A 24,150-nucleotide genomic window follows, 5' to 3' on the forward strand; every position below is an offset into this window, starting at 1 on the left:
GAGCAATCTTCTGGAGTCGGTAAGCTTCAACGTACAACATGAAAAAGAGCACGCAGGATTACTCCATGTCATTTGATAAACTCGGCCTTCGGGCTGAACTGCTGAAAGCCGTGAAGGAAAAGGGCTATATCACGCCCACGCCCATCCAGACCCAGGTTATTCCCTTCATCCTTGGCGGGCGGGATGTGCTGGCCCGCGCCCAGACCGGAACAGGAAAGACAGATGCCTTTGCCCTTCCCATGGTGGATATTTTAAGCGGACAGCGCAGAAAGGGGCGTCATCCCAGAGCCCTGGTTCTGGCCCCTACCCGGGAGCTGGCCCTTCAGGTCGGTGAATGCGTACAAGGCTATGCACGCAAGGTTTCCATGGGATGCACCGTGGTTTATGGCGGCGTGGGACTTCAGCCCCAGGTGGACCGTCTGAAGCGTGGTGTGGATATTCTTGTGGCCACACCAGGACGCCTTCTTGACCTTGCGGGTCAGCGTTATCTGAATTTGTCCCAGATTGAGTTTCTGGTTTTTGATGAGGCGGACAGGATGCTGGATATGGGATTCAGCAAAGCCATTTCCGAGATTCTCCTTTTGCTGCCCGAAGCACGCAGGACCATGCTTTTTTCCGCCACCTACACCCGTGAGATCCGGGATCTTGCGGCGAAAATGCTGAAAAATCCCCAGTCCGTTGAGGTGAGTCCGGACAACAGTGCGGCGGACTCCGTTGAGCAGAAGGTACACCTTGTGCATAAGGAAAACAAACGCGCACTGCTTGTTCATCTGATGGATGATGGGGATTGGAAACGCGTGCTGGTGTTTTCCAAAACCAAGCATGGGGCCAACAAGCTGACGGAAAAGCTTGCGGCCCAGGGGATCCGTGCGGCGGCTTTGCATGGAAACAAGAGCCAGTCCGTACGCACGCGCACCCTTGAAGCCTTCAAAAAGGATGAAATCCGTGTTCTCGTGGCAACGGATGTGGCGGCAAGGGGCCTGGATATTGCCCACCTGCCCTATGTGGTGAACTATGACATGCCTGGAATTCCGGAAGACTATGTGCACCGTATCGGCCGTACGGGTCGTGCCGGGGTGAAGGGCATTGCCGTGTCCCTGGTGAGTGGGGAAGACAGGGTGCATCTGCGATCCATCGAAAAACTTCTGGGTCAGAAAATTACCGTGGAAAAGGTGGCGGGGTATACCGAAGACAGCGCCGTACCCGCCTATGTGATGCTCCGTCCCGGAGATCCTGCCAGTGAAAAGAAGGCGGATCGGGAAATCCTTGAGCTTGTGGCCAGACGAGCGGCGTCCAGGACCAAGCCGAAAACAGGCGGTGAAAAGGCTGCGTCTGGTTACAAAGGTCCGGGTGGCAGAGCCGGATCCCAGACAGGAAAACCCACACCCCCCGCCAAAGGCAGAAGGCCCCCCTCCAGATCCGGGCGACCGAAGGGTCAGCCCCGGTAGGGCAAAAACCCTGGCAACAGGAAAATTTTTGCGGTGAATGGCAGCAAGGGCATTTTTTTCGTTTCAACGCTCATGTGATTTCTGGAAAGCACAGAAGGGTTTTGCCAAAAGCATGCTGAAAAAGCTGTTTTTTGAAATCACCAATGTCTGTAATCTTTCCTGCGCCTTTTGTCCCAGCACACAGAGAAAACCTTGTTTTGTTGAAATGAGGGACTTTGAAAAGGTGCTGAGGGAAGCCAGGGGGCTTGCGGAAAGGATTCTTTTGCATGTGAAAGGCGAGCCCCTCCTTCACCCGCTTTTTGCGGAGTTCATCCGCCTGGGCGAGGCCATGGCCGCGCGGTTTGAAATCACAAGCAATGGTCTCCTCCTTGAAGGCAGGGAGGAGGCCTTGCTCTCTCCTTGTGTGGCCCAGATCAATTTTTCCCTGCACGCCCTTCTTGCCAATGGCATGGAAAATGATTCCGATAAGCGGGATGCCATTTTGGCCTTTGCCCAGAAAGCTGCAATGAAAAGGCCTGATCTTTATATTAATTTTCGTCTGTGGGATCTGGATCCGAATATGGGAATCCCCCATGAGGGCATCCTGGCCGAGCTGGAATCCCGATACGGTTTTCAGATCCGAAAAGTGGATGTGAAGCAGAAAAAAAGTTTCAGGCTTGCGGGAAGAACCTATCTGCATTTTGATACGGAATTCCGCTGGCCTTCCATGCAGGATCCGGTCATAGGCCTTGAAGGATTCTGTTATGGCTTAAAAAATCAGATCGCGGTTCTCTCCAACGGAGTTGTGACGCCATGCTGTCTCGACGCCGAAGGGGAGATGAATCTTGGCAGTGCGTTTACGGAAACGCTCTCTGAGATCCTCCGCAGCAAGCGTGCGCTGGAGATTCAGAAGAATTTTGCCAACTACAGGCTTTCCGAAGAACTCTGCAGAAGATGCAGCTACATTCGCAGGTTTTCTTTGAAAACCCTGAAGGCACAGGCGAAGAAATCAGCTTGCATCCCATCATTGCCCCGGAACTGATGAAGGGTGCCTGAGCCCCCAGGATCCGGGCGCACAGAAAGGGCGCGGGCCGAACTGCCCTGGCCCCTGCTTCAAGGCGTACAGACCACATTTTCTCTCCCAAACATCCGCAAAGAAATATTCCCCATCCCCGGATCTTTACCGATCCCCAGTGATGCAGCTTTTATTTTCAGTCCCTTGCCTTGTCCCTGATTTTTTTCCCCATTTTCTTGTTTTTTGGGGGAAGAGGGGTGCCCCAATGGCATCCCCTTCAGGGAGGGCCACCTGCGTTTTTTTTCACGGAAAGATTCCATGCCTTAAAAAATGCTGTGGATGGGGAGTTTTTTCATATGCGGTTCATGAGGTGACGGAACCACCTGGGATAGGGAGGGTAGCGCAGGGGAAGATCCAGCCTTGTGCTGGTCTTGACAATGCTTTTGTAGTGGGAGAAGGTTCTGAATCCCTCTTTGCCGTGGTAGGCTCCCATGCCGCTTGGGCCCACACCTCCGAAGGGCAGATGGTGGGAAGACAGATGCACCAGGGTATCGTTGACACAGGCCCCGCCTGAGGTGGTTTCCCGCAGCACCTTTTCGCAAAATGCCCTGTCTTCGGTGAAAACATAGAGGGCCAGGGGCTTGGGGCGGTTCTGTACAAAGCGGATGGCGCTTTCCATGTCAGAAACAGGGATAAGGGGCAGGATGGGGCCGAAAATTTCTTCCTGCATCACAGGACTTTCAGCAGATACATCCCCAAGTACTGTGGGCGCAAGGAAACGCTCTTTTCTGTCAAAGATTCCGCCGACAAGAATATGCTGATTTTCAAGGAGGGCCAGAAGCCGGTCAAAATGCCTTTCGCTGATGATACGACCATAAAAGGGGCTTTTGCCAGGAGTTTCACCGTAAAAAGCTGCAATGTATTTTTTTAAGGCTTTGATGAATTGGGGCAGAATGCCTTCTTCCACCAGCACATAATCCGGGGCCACGCAGGTCTGGCCTGCATTCATGAATTTTCCCCACACGATGCGCTTTGCCGCAAGCTCCACATGGGCGTCGGCGGCCACAAGGGCCGGGCTTTTACCCCCAAGCTCCAGGGTAACAGGGGTGAGGTGGCGGGTAGCCGCTTCCATGACAATGCGGCCCACGGCTTCTCCGCCGGTGAAAAAAATATGGTCAAAGGCCTGGGAGAGCAGCTCTGTTGTTTCCGGAATGCCGCCTTCCACAAGGGCCACTTCTTCAGGCAAAAAAGCATCCGAAATGATCTTTGCAAGGATGGCAGATGTGGCAGGAGCCATCTCCGATGGCTTCATAATCACCGTATTTCCGGCAGCAAGGGCAGGAATGAGGGGCATCAGGGAAAGATTGAAGGGATAATTCCAGGGTGCGATGATGAGCACCGTTCCTAAGGGCTGGGGCTGGATGCGGCTTTTTGAGCCAAAAAGAGTAATGGGGGTTGGCACAGAGCGGCTTTTCATCCATGAAGAAAGATGCTTCAGGGTAAATCTGATTTCTTTTTTCACCTCCCGGATTTCTGTGAGCAGGGCTTCTTCCGGTGATTTGCCAAGGTCCAGGGCCAGGGCGTCGAAAATCGTCTTTTCATGTCGTGTGATGGCCTGATCCAGGGCTTCAAGTCTTTTTTTTCTGGACTGAAGGGTGAGCGTACTTCCCTGGCCAAAGAAAAAACGCTGTTTTGCTATGATATGGGAAATGGACTCTGGGTTTGACATGGGGCCTCCCTGGGAATATAAATGACGTTAAGTCAGTTAATAAATGACTCAAAGTCACTTGTCAATGGTCTAACTCTGCGGGGTCAGGATTTTGAAAAAACGCGCGATGAATGACGCGGCCAAGGCCGAACGGCGTCAGACCATCCTGGATACGGCGAGGCACCTTTACGGAGATGGGCAGGAGCTTTCCGTTCCCATTGCAGAGATTGCCGCTGCTGCGGGGCTGGCCAAGGGAACCTTCTATCTTTATTTCAAAAACCGTGAAACCCTGGATCTTGCCCTCCTGCAGGAGACCCTGGGCCGCGTTTTTGACGCCCTGGATTTTGCCCTTGAAAAGGGGCAGGGTGCGGAGGCCATTCCGGGTCTTCTCTGCAATGCAGCCATGGATTCCCTGTTGGTGCGCCTGGGGAGCCGTTACAACCTGATCCTCGAAGGCTGTGGGGACTATGAAGCGGTGGTGGATTTCAAGGAGTATCTCAACCTGCGTATGGAAAAAAGCGTCTCTGCCATGGCAGGCGTTTTTCCAGGCCTCAGGCAAGCCGAGATCCTTGAGCTTCTCATTGGCAGCTTTTCCACCATGATCGGACTCTGGCAGATGGCCGAACCTGCTGGAATGGCAAAGGATATTCTGGCCGCAAGGGGCTTGAGGCATCTTCAGGTGGATTTTTCTTCCCTTTTTCCGAGGCTGGTCCAGGATCTCTGGACGGGGGCCTTGCTGCGTTGTGAAAAAAACAATCCATGAATGGCCGGGAGGAAGCATTTCTTCCCTTTGAAACCTTAAAAAAGGAAAAGATCATGAAAAAGAGGCTTTTCGGATGTTTTGCGCTAGCAGCTTTCCTTTTTACCCTTCCCGCCTTCGCCACAGAGAAGGTGATCACCATGAGCACCACCACCAGCACCCAGGCTTCAGGGCTTCTTGATGTGCTGCTCCCGGAGTTCACAAAGGATACGGGCATCGCGGTGCGGGTTATGGCCAAAGGCACGGGAGCTGCCCTGAAAGACGGCATGGACGGCAATGCGGACATCCTCTTTGTCCATGACCTCAAGCGGGAAAAAAAGTTTGTGGAAGAAGGGTACGGTACAAAACGCTATGCCGTAATGTACAATGATTTCATCCTGGTGGGCCCGAAAGGGGATACAATCTGTAAAAATGCCGCCAGCATTGCAGAAGCCATGAAGGCCATTGCCGAATCCCGCCTTCCCTTTGTTTCCAGGGGAGATGACAGCGGCACCCATGCACGGGAAAAGGAACTCTGGATGGCATCCGGACTTGCCCTGAATGCGTCCCATGAGCCTGAAAAGGGAGGGGGCTGGTATTTTTCCATCGGCCAGGGCATGGGGGAAGCCCTTGTTTTTGCTCAGGAAAAAAACGGCTACGTGCTCAGCGACCGGGGTACCTACCTTCAGTACAAATATGGCCGCAAAGACGGCTATACCCTTGAAATTGTGTATGAAGGGGATGAGCTTCTGAAAAATCCCTATGGCGTCATTCCTGTGAATCCACAAAAACACTCCCATGTGCGCTTTGACCTGGCGGATACCTTTGCCCGCTGGCTGGTTTCCGAACGGGGCCAGCAGGTGATCGGCGCCTACCAGCTCCATGGGAACCCCCTCTTTTTTCCCGACGCCCGGAAGGAATAAAAACCCGGACTGCCTTTGTAAGGATGCGTAAACCATGGAATTTTTCAGCCAGAGCCTTGCAGAAGCCCTTTCAATGATCCTGTCTATGGATCAAAAGCTTTACGCCATTATCTGGCTCTCCCTGTACGTAAGTTTTTTTGCCACACTCTTTGCCGCCATCCTCGGAGTTCCTGCGGGGTTTGGCCTTGCGGTGGCATCCTTCAAAGGCAAACGGGCGGTCATCACTCTGGTTAATACCTTGCTGGCCCTGCCCACGGTGGTGATCGGGCTTTTTGCCTATGCCTTTTTATCCCGAAGCGGAAGTCTCGGGTTTCTCGGCTGGCTCTATACCCCCAAAGCCATCATCATCGGGCAGGTGATTCTGATTCTGCCCTGGGTGATTTCCCTCACCCTCACCGCAGTGAGCCGCATTGATCTCCGTTACCGTCGCACGGCCCTCACCCTGGGGGCAACGGCCTTTTTTGCATCTCTTGCCGTGTTGCGGGAAGCCCGTTTCGGCATTCTCGCTGCGGTGATTGCCGCCTTTGGCCGGGCCATAGCGGAAATCGGCATTGCCATGATGCTCGGCGGTAACATCAAGGGCTTCACCCGCACCATGACCACAGCCATGGCCCTGGAGCATAACAAGGGAGAATTTGTTCTGGCTGTGGCCTTAGGCCTTGTGTTGCTTCTGGTCAGCCTGGGTATGAACATTTTGCTTCAGCTGGCCCAGGGCCGTTATGGGGAGCGCGTATGAATCTATATTCCCTTGAGGGCGTGCAGCAGATCCTCGGAGGCCGCAGGGTGCTGGATCTGGAGAAACTGGAGCTTGAAGAAAATAAAAGCTATGCCCTCCTGGGCCCCAATGGTTCCGGCAAAACCACCCTTTTGCACATCCTGGCTTTCCTCAGCCCTCCTGCCCATGGGAGGGTTTTTTTCAGGGGAAAAGCGGTGGATTGGAAAGAAAAAGCCCTCACCCCCCTGCGACGCAGGGTGGTGCTGGTGGAACAGCACCCCATTCTCTTTACGGATACGGTTTTGAAAAACGTCTCTTATGGCCCGAAGATGCGGGGCCTTTCTTTTTCTGCCCAGAAAAAAATCGCCGAAGAATCCCTGGAGCTTGTGGGGATGGGAGAGTTTGGACCACGACCGGCCCTTTATCTTTCCGGAGGCGAAGTTCAGCGGGTGGCCCTGGCAAGGGCCTTGGCCTGCCAGCCAGAAGTGCTGCTTTTTGACGAACCCACGGCCAGTGTGGATGTGGAAAACGCCCGGCGCATTGAAGCTCTCATTCTTAAAATCCGTAAGGAAAGGGGGATTTCCATCATTTTTTCCACCCACAGACGACTGGAAGCCCTGCTTCTTGCGGATGAGCAGATTTTTCTGTCTCATGGTTCTAAGATTATGGAATCTCATGAAAATATTTTTTCAGGAACGCTGGTGCAGCGGGGGGAAAGACACTTTTTTCTTACGGAAGAAGGAGTGGAGATTGCCGTTCATACAGACCTGTGCGGTCCTGCGCGTCTCTGGATTCATCCGGAGAAAATAAACCTTTTTTCCCGTAAGCCCTCTGGCTTTGAACCTGAAACCTCTCTTTTTCCTGGCAGGGTTCTGAGAATCAGCGCAGAAAGGGGAAAGATGACCGTTCTTGTGGACATGGGGCTGCCCCTTTATGTGCGGATTTCAAGGGAAAGACTTGCGGCATCCGGCATACTCCCCGGAGACCGGGTGAGCCTTGGTTTTTGCAAAGAAGCCTTCAGCGTGGAAAAAAAGCCCGAAAGCCTCTGAAACTTAAAAGCACGGCGGATGGGTAAGATGAGAGAATTTTCAGGCCATATATTCTGATGCAAGGGGAGGGGAAATGGGAAGAATCCTGAACATGGGGTATGGCATTTTTTTTCTGTATCTGAGCGTTTTCTGGCTTCTGCTGCTTCCTGTCTCAGGGTATGCCCAGCCCGTGGCCTGGGGGGGAGGATGGCGCACCCTGAGCAGTGAGCATTTTGAGATTCATTTTCAAGAAGGCTTGCAGGAGATGGCCTTGCGCTGCCTGAGCATTGCCGAAGGTGTCCGTGAGGAATTACTTTTGTGGTTTAGATCAGCGCCCCAGGGTCCGGTGCATATGGTCTTAAGCGATGAGACGGATTTTGCCAATGGGTGGGCGACCCCCCTTCCCTTTGCCCAGATCCGGCTTTTTGTTCCGAATCCTGAAGATGCGGGAAGTCTGGAACATTACGATGAGTGGATGCACATCCTCATCCGCCATGAGTACGCCCATATTCTGCACATGGAGCTGGGGCAGGGCGTTGTGAGCATGGGCCGCAGGATTCTTGGGCGTTTCCCCCTGCTTTTTCCCCATGCCCTCACGCCGACCTTTCTTCTGGAAGGGGTGGCTGTGTACCTTGAAACGGACAGCAAGGCGGGGTATGGCCGTCTTCAGGGCAGCCACTATGCGGCAATGATGCGCCTTGAAGTGGAAGAAGGCCATTGGAAGGACATGCAGGAAGTGGTGACGGACCTCAGAAAGTGGCCCCTGGGTAAGGCCTATCTGTATGGGGCATTTTTTGTGGAGTATCTGGTTTCGGAATACGGGGAGGAGGCTGTTGTTGCGTTTCTCCATCGTCAGAGCGGGGAGCTCATTCCTTTTTTTACGCTCCAGGCGCAGGCGCGCCGGGTTTTCGGAAAAAGCTTCTCCGGACTCTGGCAGGATTTCCGGAAAGCCATGGAGATCCGTTTTGGTGAAGAGGCGGTTTCTGCCGAGGCCCGGGACCATAGGATTTTACCCTCAGGAAATCTTTTTTTGCAGGTGGCGGCTGCAAGGGAGGATGATTTTTTTCTGGTGAAGGACAACGGACAGGATCGCCGAGAACTTCTGCACTATGGCGGCGATGGAGTGAAGGCCTGGATGCGGGTCCGGCCTCTACGGGATCTCAGTGTTGCTGAAGACGGCCGCCTTGCCGCATCCCGACTCGTGTCCAGGCCGGACGGCAGAATGTTCCACGATATCTTTCTCCATACCCCATCCGAAGGCTGGAAGCGACTGACCCATGGGATGCGTTTTCATCGTGTACGCTGGCTTGCGGGAGGCAGGCAGCTGCTGGCAGTGCGTCAGGTTTCCGGTCGGAGTGAGCTGCACCTTGTGGACCTTGAAGGGAAAAACCGCCTGTTGTGGCGCGGAGAGTCGGGATGTGTACTGGGAGCCCTGGATCCGGATCCGGAAGGGTTGCAGGTGGTGGCATCCGTGAAGCGAGCTGGGCAGGGATGGAATCTTGAAATTCTTGATCTGAGAACCCTGACCTGGCAACCCCTCACCCAGACCCTGGCCATGGAAAACGAGCCCTCCTTTCTTCCGGACGGGCGTATCCTTTTCAGCGCGGATTACGATGGACGGTACGAGATCCATGTTCTGGACCCTCGAACCGGGGCAACGGAACAGTGGACCCAGACCCCAGGAGGCGCTTTCAGGCCCCGTTGGGCGGGACGCCAGGGGTTGATGTTTCAGACCTATACGGCCCAGGGATATCGCCTGATTCAGATCCAGCATCCTAAGGTCTTAAAAACTTTTTCAAGGGATTTCCGGATGGGCTTGCGGGACTATCCCCTTGTTTTTCAAGAACCTGTGAAAGGGAGGGAGGAAAAAGCCTACACTCCCTGGTCCAGCCTCAGACCCCGCTACTGGTTTCCGGTCTGGCTTTTTGATGATGACACAAGCCAACTGGGTTTTCTGACCAGCGGCAGCGATGCACTGGGCCGTCATGCATATACCCTCCAGGCCACCTGGGATGTGAAAAACGATCTGGCCAACGGGCGGTTCACCTATGTCTGTGATAACCGCTGGTCTTTGATGCTGGAACGAAGCCACGGGTTTTCTCGGTTTTCATGGAATGGAGAAAGCCTGGACTTAAGACAGCAAAAGGATCGGGCCACCCTGCAGAGAAACCATGCTCTGTATTTTCTGGAAAACCGCGTGGCCGTACACGCAGGGATGGTGCATGAAAGGGATACATGGATCCGAGCCTGGCCTGGTATGCGGCTAAGGGATGTGAACACAAATCTTGTGGGTCTGGGGATTACCTTCCAGGATGAGGAGTTCTATCTGGAAACGCCGGGCGTGGGCTGGGGAATGTACGCGGACCTGGTTGTGGAATCCCATGATCTGCTGCCAGGAGATTACAAGGGGCCTGTGGTTCAGGGCCAGATCCGGAAAACCTGGGATCTTCCGGGGCGCTCCACCCTGGAAGCCCGGCTGGCAGGGGGCTATGCGGACAAAGAGGGACGCCCTTTTCATATGGGAGGGGTGCGTATCTGGGAGGAGGGCCGTCTTTTCGGCCGGGATGAGGCCACACTCCGGGGGTATCCCAGGTCTGTGCAGTGGGGGAATGTCTATGCCGCCCAACGTCTGACCTTTTATCCCTGGCTTTACCGGATGGAGCGTAACCTGTCTTTGATGCCTCTCGGCCTGGGAGATATCTCCGCTGGGGTCTTTGTGGATTCGGGTAGTGCGTGGGAGGAAGGGGAAAGTATGCGTCAGCTCACCGGGGCAGGGTTGGAGTTGCGGATGGAACTGGTTCTGGGTTACCGCATTGTCGCGCCTCTGATCCTGGGTTATGCCAGAGGGCTGGATTCGGATCTTGGGGAAAACCAGTTTTACACCCTGTTGGGATTTTCTTTTTAAATTTTAAAAAAATACCTTCTTGACGCAGATCAAGGAAAGGTCCCGGTGAAAAGGGTAGGTTCGGTCCAACGATGACGGAAGTTCCTTTTCATACGAAAGATAAAAAACGGATCTTGAAATCAAGGAGGATACCATGTTTTGTAACCAGTGCGAGCAGGCGGCCAAGGGTGTGGGATGTGACAAGATTGGCGTATGCGGAAAAACCGCGGAAGTGGCAGCTTTGCAGGATCTGCTCATGCATGCTGTGAAAGGACTTTCCCAGGTGGCTGTGGAAGGCCGCAAGGTGGGGGTGGTGGATCCCAGGATCAACCGGTATACGGCGGAGGCCATTTTTTCCACCCTGACCAACGTGGATTTTGATGAAAAGCGCTTTGAAAATCTCATTTTGGAATGTGAGCGTCTGAAAAAAGCCCTGGAAGCCAGGGTGAAGGACGCAGGTGGAAAAATTCCGGGCAACGACAGTTCCTGGATCCAGAAGCTTGTGGCAAAGCTCACGGGCAATGGCGGCGATTTTAAAATCCTGCCCACCCTGCCCATGAAGGCCCAGGATCTGGCTTCCATGACCGCCCTGGGCGAGACCGTGGGGCTTCTTGACGGGCCGGATAAAAATCCGGATCTGCGTTCCATCAAGCAGATCATCGTGTATGGCCTCAAGGGGGTTGCGGCCTACGCAGATCATGCGGCCATCCTCGGGCAGGAAGATGATGCGGTTTATGCCTTTATTCACGAGGCCATGGCGGCTACCCTCAACCCGGATCTTTCCGTGGATGAACTTCTGGGTCTGGCCTTAAAATGCGGGGAAGTGAACCTGCGGGCTATGGAACTTCTTGATGCGGCCAATACGGGAACCTATGGCCATCCCGTTCCCACCGCCGTACCCTTAGGGCAGAAGAAGGGCAAGGCCATCCTGGTTTCCGGCCATGATTTAAAGGATCTGGAGCTTTTGCTGAAGCAGACCGAAGGCAAGGGGATCTTTGTCTATACCCATGGGGAGATGCTGCCCTGTCATGCATATCCGGGCTTAAAACAATACGCGCACTTCTACGGGCATTACGGCACGGCCTGGCAGAATCAGGCCAAGGAGTTTGACGCCTTCCCCGGTGCCATTCTCATGACCACCAACTGTATTCAGAAGCCCAAGCCCTCATATCAGAACAATCTTTTTACCACAGGGCTTGTGGGGTTTCCCGGCGTGCGGCACATTGCGGATAAGGATTTCACCCCTGTGATTGAAAAGGCCCTGGCCCTTCAGGGCTTTACGGAAGATGTACAGGGTAAGGAAGTGCTCACAGGCTTTGCCCGCAACACCGTGCTTTCCGTGGCCGGCACCGTGGTGGATGCGGTGAAATCCGGAGCCATCCGCCACTTTTTCCTTGTGGGCGGCTGTGACGGTGCCAAGCCCGGCCGGAACTACTACACGGAACTTGTGGAGAAAATTCCTTCAGACTGCATGGTTCTGACCCTGGCCTGTGGTAAGTTCCGTTTCTTTGACAAAGACCTTGGAAAAATTGGTGATCTGCCCCGTCTTCTGGACATCGGACAGTGCAACGATGCCTATTCTGCCATAAAGATTGCCGTGGCTCTGGCCAATGCCTTTGACTGCGGAGTGAATGATCTGCCCCTTTCCATGATCCTCTCCTGGTATGAGCAGAAGGCTGTGGCCATCCTGCTCACCCTGCTCCACCTGGGCATCAAGGATATCCGCCTTGGACCCTCGCTGCCTGCCTTTATCACGGAAAACGTGCTGGGCGTTCTGGTGGAAAAATTCGGTATTCGGCCCATTGCCGCCACGCCAGATGAGGATCTGAAGGCCATTTTGGGATAAATCGCAGAATCTGCGCCATGAAAAAGGGCTTCCTCCAGAACCTGGGTTCTGGGGGAAGCCTGTTTTTTTATTCTTTACCCAGCACACCGTATTTTCAGCAGGATCTTTTTCCTGGCGGTCCATGAAAAAACCTTAATCCACCAGGCAGCGAAAACCCAGAATATTGGCCGTGAAGTCCGGTCGTAAGGGGTAGCGCGTCCAGAGTCTGGGTTCGCCTGCGGTGATGAAGCTTCCGCCCTTGGCCACAAAAAAAGGAAGGTGCGACCCCTTGGGGCTGATGCCCTCCATGGGGGTCTGTGTCCATTCCAGGACATTGCCCACAAGGTCCATGAGGGAATAGGCATTTTTCCCTTTGGTAAAGGTATCCACGGCCGTGGTTTCTCCCATGCCCGTGGCCTCTACATTGGCGGCTTCGGCCTCCCAGGTTTCTCCCCAGGGATAGGGCAGAGCCTTTGGAGTTCTTGCCGCAGCTTCCCATTCGTCTTCCGAAGGCAGGCGTTTTCCGATCCATGCGGCAAAACGTCTTGCGTCTTCAAGGCTGACCTGCACCACAGGATGGTTGCGTTTGCCATGGATATTGGACCCCGGACCTTCGGGGGCAAACCAGGCGGCCCCTTCAATCCGTTTGCTGGCTGTTTCCGCCTGCCACAGGGCTTTGATCTCTCCGGTGACAGGATTTTTTACTTTTCGGAAACGGGGTTGGAAAACGGTGCCGTATCCTGTTTTCTCCGCTGTGGTCCTGTATCCCGTACGCTCAATAAAAACTTCAAAAAGGGCGTTGGTAACAGGAAAACGGCCTATATAAAAATCCTTCAGAATCAGCTCTTGCTCTCTGCGCTCCAGTTTGCCGGGATTGGGAGAGCCCACGGTAAAGCTTCTGCCTTCAATGAGGGGATACTGGTTGTAGAAGCGTTCCATGGCTCCCAGGTATCCATCAAAGCGTTCGGAAAGAAGGCGGTTTTTCTGCATGTCCTCAGGATCATATTCACTGAAATCCTCATCACTGCCAAAGGGCAACCCCAGTTCGGGAGCCTGGGGTTCTTCCTCGCTCTCTTCTTGCGGTTCCGGTTCCACCAGCTCCTCAAAAAGATCCGGATCCAGCTCTCCATCCACCTCCACTTCTTCCACATCCTCATCTTCCACAAGGTCGAGTACTGGCTCTTCATTTTCCTCATCCATTTCCGCCAGATCTTCTTCGGCATCCACGAGCTCTTCATCCTCTGCCAGTTCCACAAGCGCTCCCTCGCTTGCTTCGGAGTCGGGATCCAGGGGGTCTGAAGTCATTTCTTCGTCCGCCTCGTCGACCTCGACGAGTTCCTCATCCTCGTCCATTTCAATGGTTTCGGTGTCCCCATCGGTGTCATCGACCTCGACGAGTTCCTCATCCTCGCCCATTTCAATGGTTTCGGTGTCCCCATCGGTGTCATCGACCTCGACGAGTTCCTCGTCCTCGCCCATTTCAATGGTTTCGATGTCCCCATCGGTGTCATCGACCTCGACGAGTTCCTCATCCTCGCCCATTTCAATGGTTTCGATGTCCTCATCGGTGTCATCGACCTCGACGAGTTCCTCATCCTCGCCCATTTCAATGGTTTCGGTGTCCCCATCGGTGTCATCGACCTCGACGAGTTCCTCGTCCTCGCCCATTTCAATGGTTTCGGTGTCCTCATCGGTGTCATCGACCTCCACGAGTTCCTCATCCTCGCCCATTTCAATGGTTTCGGTGTCCCCATCGGTGTCATCGACTTCCACGAGTTCCTCATCCTCGCCCATTTCCAGGGTTTCGAGGTCTTCGTCCTTTCCATCGCCCTCTTCTGCGGTTTTTTCGGGGTTTTCTTCAAGGGCTTTTTCTTCCGAAGGATTCCCAAGTCCTTCAAGCAGTCGCTTGAGTTCCTGAAGCTCCTTTCCTTCGGGATCGTCCAGTCCCTTTTCCATGCGATCGAGAAAGGTTTTGACCAGTCCCAGCAGCTCATAAAGCCTTGAAATGGCCATCTGACCACCCTCGCCTGAGACCATGCCGGATACGGTTTGCAGGAGCTTTTCCCGCATAAGGTCAGCCATTTCAAAGGTGTTATTTTTACTGATGATAACCCCTTCGGGGTTGAGGCCCTGCTCCATCATTTCCTTAAGATCGGTATTGATGGCTGTGCGCAGGCTGGCAAAATTTTTTCTTCGGCTGCGGATGATCTGGATATCCTCTCCGGTTTCCCATATCCCGGGAATCAGGGCGTCCATGGGAATCTCCTGGATGCGGCTCAGGTCTTCCTCGCTTTTAAAGTGTTGACGGATTGCCAGCATCAGGCGGTACTTGGGGGTATTGGGGTTACGGTAGGGCAGATTTTCAAGGGCTTGATCAATGCCCTTCAGGGATAAGGTCAGTTTCATGGCGGCCTCGCAAAAAAAAGAATGCTCTCATTGGGTCGGTCTTGCCGGATGCGGGGTCCTGCATTTTGGTGTTTTTACAAAGCCGGGTTCTGTGCTATCTTGCCCCATGCATCGAATTCTTTGTGTTCTTAACCATAACAGAGAGACGGGGAAAACCGCAACGGTGAGGAACCTGGCTGCGGCAAGGGTGCTTTGCGGAAAACCTGCGCTGGTGATTGCGGACAGGAAAAATGAAGCCTTTGTTCATGAAGATATTTTTTGTATAAAAGGGAGTGCCCTTGCTGCGGACAGGGAGATTTCCGGGCTCTTTTACCTGCGGCTCCAAGGCCTTGCTGAAGAAAGGGAAAGTTTTTGTCTCCATGCAGCCAAGGCGTTGCAAATGGCCCAAAACATGCTTCCTCCGGAAACCCTTTTTTTCTGGGATACCCCTTCGGCTTTGTCCCTTCACACCCGCACAGCGCTTTTTTTTGCCCATGGCGTTTTAATGCCCCTGATGATGGAAGCTTCGGCCTTTGATCGTCTGGGTCCGAGTCTGGGACTTCTGGAATGGGTGCGCCGGGAAAGGCAGGCTTCCCTGCCCCTTCTGGGACTTTTGCCTGTGCGTGTGCAGGGCAGGGAGCGTTTGTCTGAGATTTTTTCGGGACCTGCTCTGGCGCTGTTCCGGGCCCGGATGGCCCCTTTTCCCGTACCGGAGGATCCTTTGGTGCAGGAGATGGAAGCCGCAGGACGCCCGGTTTTCTGTAAAGATCTTTTGTCACCCGCAGCCCTTGCCTTCCACATGCTTGCGCAGTGGGTGCAAGACGTTTTGGATAAGGCACAGAGGTGAAGAATTTTTCCGCAAGGGGCGTATCTGATCCCCCATGGCCTTGCGATGCACAAGTCATGCAATCCTTGGGAGTGGCACCTTTTCGGAAAACCGTTCACCCATACAAAGCGGATGGCCCTGAAACGAGAAAAAGAGGTGAGTCTGTGAAAGTCAGTGATACCGATGTCATCCAAAGCAGCGAACGGGAGTTGATGGATACCATCATTGCCGAACTGGACTGGGCGGCCATAGAAAAACTGTTACGCAGCAAGCATAAAATCGGTCTTCAGGATGATGTGACCTTTCGGGAAGGGGATCTTGTGGTGCACGAAGGCAAGGTTGCCTACAAGCTTTCCTTTGATGTGAAGATTACCCTTGATATTCTTTTTGACCGCAGAGGGGAGTGTATTTTTCTGTCTGCATCCGGAAGCGAAGAAGAGGAAAGCACGGAAGAAAGCGCAGAGGAAACCGAGGTCCAATCCACTGCCCGCGTTGTGACAATGGCTTCGGATCTTGTGGAAATGGTTGAAGAGATCAATGCCGATGAAAGCGGCATGTCCGAAGAGCATGCTCCTTTGGTGAAAGAAGACTGATCGTTAAGAATTTTTCCTGAAAATGAGGATCCGCCATGTCGACTTCCACCGATGCCCTCACCGTTGTCCGTGCTCATTTTGACGAGGTTCTGGCGGATCATATCCGCAAAATTGTTGATCTGGATGCCCTTCCTTCGGGTCTGACCCTGGATATTGCCACCATCGCCTCTCTGGTTTTAATTGCGGAAAGGGAAGAGGAAATCCGGCAGTTTTCCGACTCACCGCCGGAGCGATATACCCGAACCAGTTTCATGATTGATATCCGGGACATTGGCCTGGGAAGTGATGCGGGGATGGCCTCCGGCCTGGATCCCCTTCTTGCCTCTTCCCTGGTAACGGAAAATGCCCAGGGAGAACTCAAGGCCGAGATTACAGCCCAGAAGATGCTGCAGGTGGTGAACACCCTGTTTCCAGGGATGCAGGGAATGAATCTGGTTGCCTATATGGTGCAGACCATTGATGAAGTGGTCTCTGGTCGCAAAGACATCTATGATGCCAAACGCTTTTTCCTTCAGACACTGAATATGCACTCCCTGGCGGGACAGGTGTCCGAACTGTCGAGGGAGCGGGAAGACAGCTCAAAAAAAGGAACCTTTGTCACCAAAACGAGGAAAAACGTTTCTCCGGAGTGGCATCGGAGTGTTTTGCAGAAATTGGGCCGTATGCGCAGTGAGCGGGGGGCTTTCCGGTCTGAGGATATGCAGGTGAGGGAAATTTTTGGTGGCGGAGAACCTTCTGCAGAGCCTGAAATTCCCAAAAGCCCATCCCAGGCCGAGCCTTTTGAACCTGAAATTGCCAAAAGCCCATCCCAGGTCGAGCCTTTTGAACCTGAAATTCCCAAAAGCCCATCCCAGGTCGAGCCTTTTGAGCCTGAAATTCCCAGAAGCCCATCCCAGGCCGAGCCTTTTGAGCCTGAAATTCCCAGAAGCCCATCCCAGGCCGAGCCTTTTGAGCCTGAAATTCCCAAAAGCCCATCCCAGGTCGGGCCTTTTGAACCTGAAGTTCCAAAAGAGCCTTTCACCCCTCCCAGAACGCCGGAGGTTTCTGATCCTGCTCTCGCTCCCGCCTCACCACGTCCTGTTCCGGAAGATATTCCACAGGCAGAGGTAAAAACGGCTCCACCCATTCCCCAAAGGGAAGAGGACGAAGCCGAAGAAGACGAAGGGGATGAAGAAGAAAGTGCTGCGGGGGATGCGGACATTGAGGCACGCATTGCAGCCTTTGAGGAGGCCCTGGCTCTGACCTGTCCTTTGTGTAAAACCGGAAAGCTCCAGGTGAATCAGACGGAAAAAGGCAAGGTTTTTTACGATTGCTCCCAATCCACCTGCCATTTTATCAGCTGGTCCCAGCCTTTCCATTATCCATGCCCCACCTGCGGAAACCCTTTTCTTGTGGCCTTCATGACCAAGGAGGGGGCAGAAGGTCTGAAGTGCCCCAGGGCGACCTGTGATTACAGCCAGGATGCACGTATCAACCCGGAGGAATACCAGCGAAAGAAAAAGAAAAAACGTAAAATCGTCCGGCGGGTTAAGCGTAAGGCCTGATCAGGTGCTGCTGCCATTGGCAAGAACATGCTTTTCAGGGGTGAAGCAGATAAAGGTTCCGGAAAAAACGATTTTAGCCGCCACACGGAGGGAAACTGCAACCTCGTATTTTTTTCCCTTACTATGAATCACTTTGGCCTCAGCCATCACCGTATCCCCCAGAACAACAGGTTTGAGAAACCGGCAGGAGCTTTCCCCTAAAACGACGTTGGGATGATTGACGGCCAGCATGGCGGCATGATCGGCCAGTCCGAAAAGAAAGCCGCCATGCACAAGACCGCTGGCGTCTGCGACCATGCAATCCAGCGTGGGCATGGAAAGGATGGCCATGCCGTTTTCAATGCGCTCCGGTATGCCACAGAGCCGGGTATCCATGTTCTGATGGGTCTGAATTTTCATGTTCAATAAAGATGTCCTTTCTGGTTATTTCCATAAAGAGAAGCTAAAACCCGTCCCAAGACCGATACTCCCAAAGCACGGGTGGCGGAATAAAGCAAGCCCCTCCGGACGATAAAAATTCGGAGGGGCGTTTTTTATGCGGTGTGCAACCCCATCCCCTGGCTGGGGAGGGGCAGAAAATAGATTGAGAAGCCAGAATCCCTGGGCGAATCAGGCCTCTCCGGCGGGCGGTATGCAGGGCAGGGTGAAACGGAAACTGCTGCCTGAGCCGACCTTGCGGCTTTCCACGAAAATACGGCCTTTGTGCGCTTCCACGGCAAGGCGGCAGAAACTTAAGCCTAAGCCTGTGGAGTGGCGTTGGATGGCGTCTTTTCTGTCACCGACCTGCACGTATTTGTCAAATATTTTTTCTCTGTCTTGGGGATCAATGCCCGGCCCATTGTCATCAATATGGAAAAGCAGGGTGGATCCCGTCTGTTCATAGCCTGCGGAGATGAGACCGCCTTCGGGGGAATGATCTACGGCATTGGAAAGCAGATTCTGGAAAACCCGGAGCAGAATGCCCCTGTCTCCGATGAAAAAACAGGGTTGAACATTCTTTTCAGGGGGTCCTTCTATCCGGATTTTTTTGATTTTTGCCTGACCATGGATCATGGACAGGGCTTCCCGGAGAAGGTCTGTGGCTTCCAGGCGCTCGGGAATGAGTTTCAGCATCTTGTTTTCAAGGCGGGTAATATCCAGAAGGTTTGAAACCATGCGGAACATGATTTCGCAGCTGGACTGTGCGCCTTCCACAAAGGCAAGGTTTTCTTCCGTTGTTGTATAGGAGAGGATGTCGAGATTGGCCACCACCTCCGCAATGGGAGCCTTGAGATCATGCACCAGGAGATTGAAAAACTCCTGACGGATTTTTTCATATTCCTGCAATTGTTTATTTTTTTTCTCGAGCTGTCGCCGCTGTTTTTTGAGGCGTTCGTTCAGGGTTTGATTCTCAATGGCACTGATGATGACGCCCGCAAGCAGGAGGATGGTTTCCCGGTCTTTGGGAGAAAAAAGACCATCGCCTTCTTTGTCTGTCATGGAGAGTACGCCCATGACCCGATTGGCGCTGAAAATGGGGGCAAGGAAAAAAGCATCGGTCCGATAGCCTCCCTTGCAGGCGACACCGGGATTCCCGGTACACTTATCCATGTAAAGGGGTTTTTTGTTGCGGATCACCCAGCAAGAAGGAGTGTCGCAGCTTAAGGCCTGGCGCATGCCGATGATTTCCGGGCGGGTGGAGGCAACCACCTCAAGGAAACGGTTTCCCCTTTTGAGCATGATGGAGGCTTTTTCCGCTTTGATCAGCAGGCAGAGACTTTCCAGAAGACGCTGGAGTTTGGCCTGATCATTAAGTGCGGGATCCCTTGAAATTGCGGTGATGGAAGCAAGGGTTTCCAGGATGCTGTGGTCTTTGTTCATGCAAAGGCTCCGGAATCAGATATTTTTGGCAATGAGGCGGCGGACTTCCTGGTGTTCGGGATCCATGCGGCTGAGTTTTTTCAGAACTTCTTCGGCGCGGAAAGTCTGTTTCATGTGAACATAAATCCGTGCAATGCGAAGATTCACATCAAAGGCATCGGGTTCCTTTTCCACAGCCTTGAGAAGGTAGGGCAGGGCTTCTTCCGGGTGGTTGGCATCCTGGTGGGCCATACCCAGCATTTTCATGAGATCCAGGCGTTTGGGGAACTGGCGGAGCAGGGTTTCAAGCTGGGCAATGGCCGCGTCAAAGGCACCTGCTTCCAGGCAGGAACGCGCCACATCCTCCCTCAGCTCCGTGGGGTTGCCGGCAAGGCGGATGCCGTTTTCAAATACGGAGGTGGCTTTGTCAACTCTGCCTTTCTGGAGAAGAACCTTGCCGAAATTGATGGCTCTGTCCACGTGTCGCGGACTGATTTTCATGGCTTTTTCATAAAAGCGGAAAGCTTTATCGAGGTCGTTGCGCTTCAGATAGATATCCCCCAGATGATGGAAGGAGAACACATCCAGATGGTTCATCTGGGCGGCTTTGACAAACCAGCGTTCTGCGGTGTCAATGTCACCTTTTCTGAAAAAAATTTCCCCCATGGTGCGGATGGGGCGGGAAGAGGTGGGATCCGCCTCTATGGCCTTGCGGCAGGCTGGGATGGCTTCATCAAATTTTTCTTTTTCGATGAGATTCCGCACGTCCTTGAGCAGGCGTAAGGCAGTGGGAGGATTGTTGGCCCGATCCACAACTTTCTGGATCTTGGCGCCCAGGGATTTCACGGTAATGGGTTTCAGGAGGTAGGCGTCGATGTCTGATTCTGCGGCCTCTGCAACGATCTCACTGTTGGCTTCCGCTGTGATCATGATGACGGGCATGTCCCGGAGCTCTTTATCTTCCCGTATGTTGTCAAGAAGCTCGATGCCTGTCATCACCGGCATATTCCAGTCGATGATGGCCATGTCCACGGAAAACTGTCTCAGAATCTGCAAGGCTTCCTTACCATTGCCGGCCAGACGGAAGTTGCTGCCGTAATTGAGAATTTTCAGCATGCTGCGGATGGACCGGCACATATTGTCCATATCATCCACAATGAGGATACTCATTTTCTCAAGATCAATCATTTCCGGCTCCGGATTTTTTTTTAAGAAAAGCAGCCAATGGCGGAAGGGCGAAAGGGGTTTTTCTGGGGTACGGCGGATTCAGTCGAATCTTGCCTGCCAAAGTAACAGAAAAAATGGATGCGATCAATTGGCAAAACCCCGTAAGGTCCCTGGAGACTTCAAAAAAACAGAAAGTTTCAGAAAAAAGCCCATTGAGGGGGATCCCTCCAGTTTTTCAGTGAAAATGTTCTTTTGCTTGCCCTTGGGACGGGAGTGACGTATGAAGGAAAATCTTTCGTGACCGGAAGGTCACAGAAATCCGGGGAGGTTTTCATGCGTATCACAGATCCGGGCCTTAAGGCCGTTGCTCACAAATATTTTTCCGGTGAACGTCTTGATTTTCAAGACGCCATGACCCTGTACGAGACCCCGGACTTCAATGGTCTCGGACTTCTGGCCCACGAAGCGCGGGTGCGCCGTCATGGCAGAAAGGCGTTTTTCATCCATAACCAGCACCTCAATTACTCCAATGTCTGTCGAAACCGTTGTGTTTTCTGCGCTTACGCAAAAAACGCAGGGGATCCTGGGGCATATACCTTCAGCCTGGAGGATGTGAGAAACCAGCTCACCTGCAGGGCGGGAGAACCCATACGAGAAATCCATATGGTAGGTGGCTTGAATCCAGCCCTGGATTTTGACTATTTTGAGAGCCTCTTGCACCTGATCCGGGAGTTGAGGCCTGAGGCCACCATCAAAGCCTTTACCGCCGTTGAGCTGGATTATCTTTCCGGCATCACCGGTCTTTCCATCGAAAAAGTGGTGGAAAGGCTTAAAAAAGCAGGCCTTGCCATGATGCCTGGCGGCGGAGCGGAGGTGCTGAATGATCGTATTCATAAAGCCCTTTTTCCCCGTAAGATCAACAAGGACCGCTGGTTGGAGATCATCGAGACCGTACATGGTCAGGGCATTCCCACCAATGCCACCATGCTCTACGGTCACCTGGAAACCCTGGAGGAAAGGGTTTTGCACCTGCTTTTGCTCCGGGAGCTTCAGGACAGAACGGGTGGATTTTCCGCCTTCATTCCCCTGGCCTTTCATTCCGCCAACACGCCCCTTTCCCATCTGCCGCCCACATCCGGTGTGGATGACCTGCGCACCATCGCTGTTTCCCGTCTGGTTTTGGATAATTTTGATCACATTAAGGCCTATTGGGTGATGCTGGGCGAAAAACTGGCCCAGACCGCCTTGTTTTTCGGGGCAGACGATATGGATGGCACCATTGTGGAAGAGCGCATCACCCATACCGCAGGCGCCACATCTCCCAAAGGCCTCAGTCGGGAAGGGTTGGAGCATCTCATTGAAAGGGCGGGGATGCTGCCTGTGGAGCGGGACAGTTTTTACGGAGAAATGGCATCCATGGAGGTACAATGACAAGCTGTGAGGCCATACTGGACAGGGCGGTTTCCGGCGGGCGTATTTCCCGGGAAGAGGGACTTTATCTTCTGGGGCATGCGGATCTGCCGGATCTGGGAGCCGCAGCCCATGCCATCCGTTGCCAGCGTCACTCCCGCGAGGTCACCTATGTGGTGGATCGCAACATCAATTACACCAATGTCTGTGTTTCCGGATGCCGGTTCTGTGCCTTTTACAAGGATCGGGCGGAAAACGGCGCGTATATTCTTAAGGATGAGGAATTTTTTCAGAAAATTGAAGAAACCTTTGCCCTGGGAGGAAGGCAGATTCTTCTGCAGGGCGGCATGCATCCGGATCTGGATCTGGCCTGGCATGAAGCCCTTCTTCAACGTCTGAAAGAACGATTCCCCAGCCTCCATATTCATGGATATTCCCCACCGGAAATCGCTTTTTTTGCGGACAAGGCCGGTATTTCCGATGAAGCATGCATTGCCCGCCTTGTGGTCGCAGGACTGGATTCCATTCCCGGCGGCGGCGCGGAAATTCTTGTGGATACGGTGCGTCTTGCGGTTTCCCCTGGAAAGTGCCTTTCCGATCGATGGCTTTCGGTGATGGAAACGGCTCACGGGCTGGGACTGCGCACCACGGCCACCATGATGTTCGGCCACGGGGAACGTCCCAGTCATATCCTCACCCACCTGGATCGTTTGCGCGCGCTGCAGGAAAGAACCTCAGGGTTTACCGCCTTCATCCCCTGGACCTTTCAGCCGGAAAACACCCGTATCCGCATACGCCCCACCACAGCTGCGGAATACCTGCGGGTTCTGGCACTTTCCCGGATCTATCTGGATAATTTTGACAATATCCAGGCTTCCTGGGTGACCCAGGGCGACAAGATCGCTCAGACTGCCCTTTTTTTCGGGGCCAATGACATGGGCAGTACCATGATCGAGGAAAACGTAGTAGCTGCGGCGGGGGTTTCCTACCGGCTTCCCCTGGGAACGCTGAGACGACTCATCGAAGATGCAGGCTTTACTCCTGCAGAGCGCGATTGTTTTTACGGCCGTCCGGGAGATGGGAAAACCCAAGCCGCCATTTTAACTGGACATTTGTCCTGATCCCCCTGCGTTCAACTTCAGGATATGAGCGATCCTAAGGGCCTTAGACCGGATTCTGGAGATTTTTTCATGACCCTCCCCATTCGTATGGGCCGCATTGATTATCTCAATGTCTGGCCCGTGTACCATGGTTTTGATATGAAGGGTGTTCCCGAGACCCTGCGCCTGCATGCGGGTTCTCCTGCGGCTCTCAACACCCTTCTTGCGGAGGGTGCGCTGGATATTTCCGCCATTTCCGCCTTTGCCTATGCCCGACACCACAAGGACTGGCTCCTGGTGCCGGATCTGGGGATCGGATGTGACGGGCGGGTGATGAGTGTGCTTCTGGTCAGCCGCTTTCCCCTGGAGGCCCTGGGAGGCCGCCGGGTGGGGCTGAGCCTGGAATCCGCATCCGCAGCCCACCTTCTGCGGTTTCTGCTGGAGGATGCGGGGCAGTTCTGTTCTTTTGAAACCCGCCGGGTAAGAAGGCCCGATGATCTCCATGACATGGATGGAGGGCTTGTCATCGGAGACGCCGCCTTATCCGGCTTTTGGTCTGAAAATTTTCCCTTTATCTATGACCTTGCAGATCTTTGGAAGACAAGCACAGGCCATCCCTTTGTGTTCGGGCTCTGGGCCGTCCGGCGCGCCCTGTTTGCCAGCCGTCCCGAAGCCCTGGGCCGGGCCGTTGTCCAGCTTCTGGAATCCCGTGACAGGGGAGAGCGCTCCATGGATGCTATCCGACTCCGGGCTGTGCAGGAAAAAGGGCTTGCCCCTGATACGGTAAAGGCCTATTTTGACAGCCTGCATTACGGACTTCCCCCCTCCCATCTGGCGGGTCTCGCCTTTTATTTCCAGTGCATGGAAACCATGGGTTTCATTGAAAAAGCCCCTCCTCTCTGTTTTCTGGATCTGGATGGCGGGGAGTCTGTGTGGAACGGGGTTTCTCCGTTGGTGTTCTGTGAGGCCTGATCGTTTTGTCCATTCCAACGAAAAAAGACCTTTTTGGCTTAAAGGCGAGG

General features: G+C 53.6%; 19 protein-coding genes. 14 read left to right on the top strand and 5 right to left on the bottom strand.

The window, feature by feature from the left end:
• Positions 1–65: 65 nt before the first annotated feature.
• Both RBR60_RS00205 and RBR60_RS00210 read left to right on the top strand, forming a co-directional pair.
• Positions 66–1,448 carry a DEAD/DEAH box helicase gene (locus RBR60_RS00205; RefSeq protein WP_320353566.1) on the top strand — a complete coding sequence of 461 codons (1,383 nt, stop codon included), beginning with the start codon at positions 66–68 and terminating at the stop codon, positions 1,446–1,448.
• A 112-nt stretch (positions 1,449–1,560) separates the two neighbouring features.
• Entirely contained in the window at positions 1,561–2,469 is a 909-nt protein-coding gene (locus RBR60_RS00210) for a radical SAM/SPASM domain-containing protein (RefSeq protein WP_320353568.1), read from the top strand.
• Between the two features lie 325 nt (positions 2,470–2,794).
• Here the strand turns inward: RBR60_RS00210 and RBR60_RS00215 are convergent, their stop codons facing one another.
• The gene (locus RBR60_RS00215; RefSeq protein ID WP_320353569.1) at positions 2,795–4,171 is read right to left on the bottom strand and encodes an aldehyde dehydrogenase; all 1,377 of its coding nucleotides are present in this window, start codon (positions 4,169–4,171) and stop codon (positions 2,795–2,797) included.
• A gap of 91 nt (positions 4,172–4,262) precedes the next feature.
• On the opposite strand from RBR60_RS00215, the gene RBR60_RS00220 reads away from it, so the two are divergent.
• From RBR60_RS00220 to hcp, 6 genes are all read left to right on the top strand, one after another.
• The gene (locus RBR60_RS00220) at positions 4,263–4,913 is read left to right on the top strand and encodes a TetR family transcriptional regulator (RefSeq protein ID WP_320353571.1); all 651 of its coding nucleotides are present in this window, start codon (positions 4,263–4,265) and stop codon (positions 4,911–4,913) included.
• A 53-nt stretch (positions 4,914–4,966) separates the two neighbouring features.
• The gene (locus tag RBR60_RS00225; protein ID WP_320353572.1) at positions 4,967–5,812 is read left to right on the top strand and encodes a substrate-binding domain-containing protein; all 846 of its coding nucleotides are present in this window, start codon (positions 4,967–4,969) and stop codon (positions 5,810–5,812) included.
• 34 nt (positions 5,813–5,846) lie between these two features.
• On the top strand, positions 5,847–6,548 hold the full coding sequence (locus RBR60_RS00230; RefSeq protein ID WP_320353573.1) for an ABC transporter permease: 702 nt from the start codon (positions 5,847–5,849) through the stop codon (positions 6,546–6,548).
• Positions 6,545–7,576 carry an ABC transporter ATP-binding protein gene (locus tag RBR60_RS00235; RefSeq protein WP_320353574.1) on the top strand — a complete coding sequence of 344 codons (1,032 nt, stop codon included), beginning with the start codon at positions 6,545–6,547 and terminating at the stop codon, positions 7,574–7,576. Before RBR60_RS00230 ends, RBR60_RS00235 begins: the two co-directional genes overlap by 4 nt.
• Before the next feature lie 73 nt (positions 7,577–7,649).
• Positions 7,650–10,460, top strand: a complete 2,811-nt coding sequence (locus tag RBR60_RS00240; RefSeq protein ID WP_320353575.1) for a hypothetical protein — start codon at positions 7,650–7,652, stop codon at positions 10,458–10,460.
• 133 nt (positions 10,461–10,593) lie between these two features.
• On the top strand, positions 10,594–12,285 hold the full coding sequence (gene hcp / locus RBR60_RS00245; protein ID WP_320353576.1) for a hydroxylamine reductase: 1,692 nt from the start codon (positions 10,594–10,596) through the stop codon (positions 12,283–12,285).
• A 132-nt stretch (positions 12,286–12,417) separates the two neighbouring features.
• On the opposite strand, the gene RBR60_RS00250 is transcribed toward hcp, so the two are convergent.
• Entirely contained in the window at positions 12,418–14,670 is a 2,253-nt protein-coding gene (locus RBR60_RS00250) for an SUMF1/EgtB/PvdO family nonheme iron enzyme (protein WP_320353578.1), read from the bottom strand.
• A 379-nt stretch (positions 14,671–15,049) separates the two neighbouring features.
• Here RBR60_RS00250 and RBR60_RS00255 point away from each other — a divergent pair, with 379 nt between their 5' ends.
• The 3 genes from RBR60_RS00255 (at position 15,050) to RBR60_RS00265 (ending at position 17,612) form a co-directional block, all read left to right on the top strand.
• Entirely contained in the window at positions 15,050–15,496 is a 447-nt protein-coding gene (locus tag RBR60_RS00255) for a hypothetical protein (RefSeq protein ID WP_320353580.1), read from the top strand.
• A gap of 143 nt (positions 15,497–15,639) precedes the next feature.
• Positions 15,640–16,068 (top strand): hypothetical protein, encoded by a 429-nt coding sequence (locus RBR60_RS00260; RefSeq protein WP_320353581.1) that lies wholly within the window; start codon positions 15,640–15,642, stop codon positions 16,066–16,068.
• Positions 16,069–16,103: 35 nt separating this feature from the next.
• A complete protein-coding gene (locus RBR60_RS00265) occupies positions 16,104–17,612 on the top strand; it encodes a hypothetical protein (RefSeq protein WP_320353582.1) in 1,509 nt (502 codons plus the stop codon).
• On the opposite strand, the gene RBR60_RS00270 is transcribed toward RBR60_RS00265, so the two are convergent.
• From RBR60_RS00270 to RBR60_RS00280, 3 genes are all read right to left on the bottom strand, one after another.
• The gene (locus RBR60_RS00270; RefSeq protein WP_320353584.1) at positions 17,613–18,011 is read right to left on the bottom strand and encodes a hotdog domain-containing protein; all 399 of its coding nucleotides are present in this window, start codon (positions 18,009–18,011) and stop codon (positions 17,613–17,615) included.
• Positions 18,012–18,221: 210 nt separating this feature from the next.
• Positions 18,222–19,472 carry an ATP-binding protein gene (locus RBR60_RS00275; protein ID WP_320353586.1) on the bottom strand — a complete coding sequence of 417 codons (1,251 nt, stop codon included), beginning with the start codon at positions 19,470–19,472 and terminating at the stop codon, positions 18,222–18,224.
• Positions 19,473–19,487: 15 nt separating this feature from the next.
• The gene (locus RBR60_RS00280; protein WP_320353587.1) at positions 19,488–20,639 is read right to left on the bottom strand and encodes a tetratricopeptide repeat protein; all 1,152 of its coding nucleotides are present in this window, start codon (positions 20,637–20,639) and stop codon (positions 19,488–19,490) included.
• 312 nt (positions 20,640–20,951) lie between these two features.
• On the opposite strand from RBR60_RS00280, the gene mqnE reads away from it, so the two are divergent.
• The 3 genes from mqnE to RBR60_RS00295 all read left to right on the top strand — a co-directional run bounded on the left by mqnE (position 20,952) and on the right by RBR60_RS00295 (position 24,100).
• Positions 20,952–22,049, top strand: coding sequence for an aminofutalosine synthase MqnE (gene mqnE, locus RBR60_RS00285; RefSeq protein ID WP_320353589.1), 1,098 nt, complete (start codon positions 20,952–20,954; stop codon positions 22,047–22,049).
• Positions 22,046–23,149, top strand: coding sequence for a cyclic dehypoxanthinyl futalosine synthase (gene mqnC, locus RBR60_RS00290; RefSeq protein ID WP_320353590.1), 1,104 nt, complete (start codon positions 22,046–22,048; stop codon positions 23,147–23,149). Before mqnE ends, mqnC begins: the two co-directional genes overlap by 4 nt.
• Before the next feature lie 69 nt (positions 23,150–23,218).
• The gene (locus RBR60_RS00295) at positions 23,219–24,100 is read left to right on the top strand and encodes a menaquinone biosynthesis protein (protein WP_320353591.1); all 882 of its coding nucleotides are present in this window, start codon (positions 23,219–23,221) and stop codon (positions 24,098–24,100) included.
• Positions 24,101–24,150: the final 50 nt, after the last annotated feature.

Source organism: Desulfobotulus sp. (assembly GCF_034006065.1).
GTDB lineage: Bacteria > Desulfobacterota > Desulfobacteria > Desulfobacterales > ASO4-4 > Desulfobotulus.

Coding starts and splice junctions, on each gene's coding strand:
- RBR60_RS00250 (WP_320353578.1), bottom strand. CDS start 14,670: ATGAAACTGACCTTATCCCTGAAGGGCATTGATCAAGCCCTTGAAAAT.
- RBR60_RS00215 (WP_320353569.1), bottom strand. CDS start 4,171: ATGTCAAACCCAGAGTCCATTTCCCATATCATAGCAAAACAGCGTTTT.
- RBR60_RS00210 (WP_320353568.1), top strand. CDS start 1,561: ATGCTGAAAAAGCTGTTTTTTGAAATCACCAATGTCTGTAATCTTTCC.
- RBR60_RS00240 (WP_320353575.1), top strand. CDS start 7,650: ATGGGAAGAATCCTGAACATGGGGTATGGCATTTTTTTTCTGTATCTG.
- RBR60_RS00235 (WP_320353574.1), top strand. CDS start 6,545: ATGAATCTATATTCCCTTGAGGGCGTGCAGCAGATCCTCGGAGGCCGC.
- RBR60_RS00255 (WP_320353580.1), top strand. CDS start 15,050: ATGGCCCAAAACATGCTTCCTCCGGAAACCCTTTTTTTCTGGGATACC.
- mqnC (WP_320353590.1), top strand. CDS start 22,046: ATGACAAGCTGTGAGGCCATACTGGACAGGGCGGTTTCCGGCGGGCGT.
- RBR60_RS00205 (WP_320353566.1), top strand. CDS start 66: ATGTCATTTGATAAACTCGGCCTTCGGGCTGAACTGCTGAAAGCCGTG.
- mqnE (WP_320353589.1), top strand. CDS start 20,952: ATGCGTATCACAGATCCGGGCCTTAAGGCCGTTGCTCACAAATATTTT.
- RBR60_RS00295 (WP_320353591.1), top strand. CDS start 23,219: ATGACCCTCCCCATTCGTATGGGCCGCATTGATTATCTCAATGTCTGG.
- RBR60_RS00275 (WP_320353586.1), bottom strand. CDS start 19,472: ATGAACAAAGACCACAGCATCCTGGAAACCCTTGCTTCCATCACCGCA.
- hcp (WP_320353576.1), top strand. CDS start 10,594: ATGTTTTGTAACCAGTGCGAGCAGGCGGCCAAGGGTGTGGGATGTGAC.
- RBR60_RS00230 (WP_320353573.1), top strand. CDS start 5,847: ATGGAATTTTTCAGCCAGAGCCTTGCAGAAGCCCTTTCAATGATCCTG.
- RBR60_RS00270 (WP_320353584.1), bottom strand. CDS start 18,011: ATGAAAATTCAGACCCATCAGAACATGGATACCCGGCTCTGTGGCATA.
- RBR60_RS00280 (WP_320353587.1), bottom strand. CDS start 20,639: ATGATTGATCTTGAGAAAATGAGTATCCTCATTGTGGATGATATGGAC.
- RBR60_RS00265 (WP_320353582.1), top strand. CDS start 16,104: ATGTCGACTTCCACCGATGCCCTCACCGTTGTCCGTGCTCATTTTGAC.
- RBR60_RS00225 (WP_320353572.1), top strand. CDS start 4,967: ATGAAAAAGAGGCTTTTCGGATGTTTTGCGCTAGCAGCTTTCCTTTTT.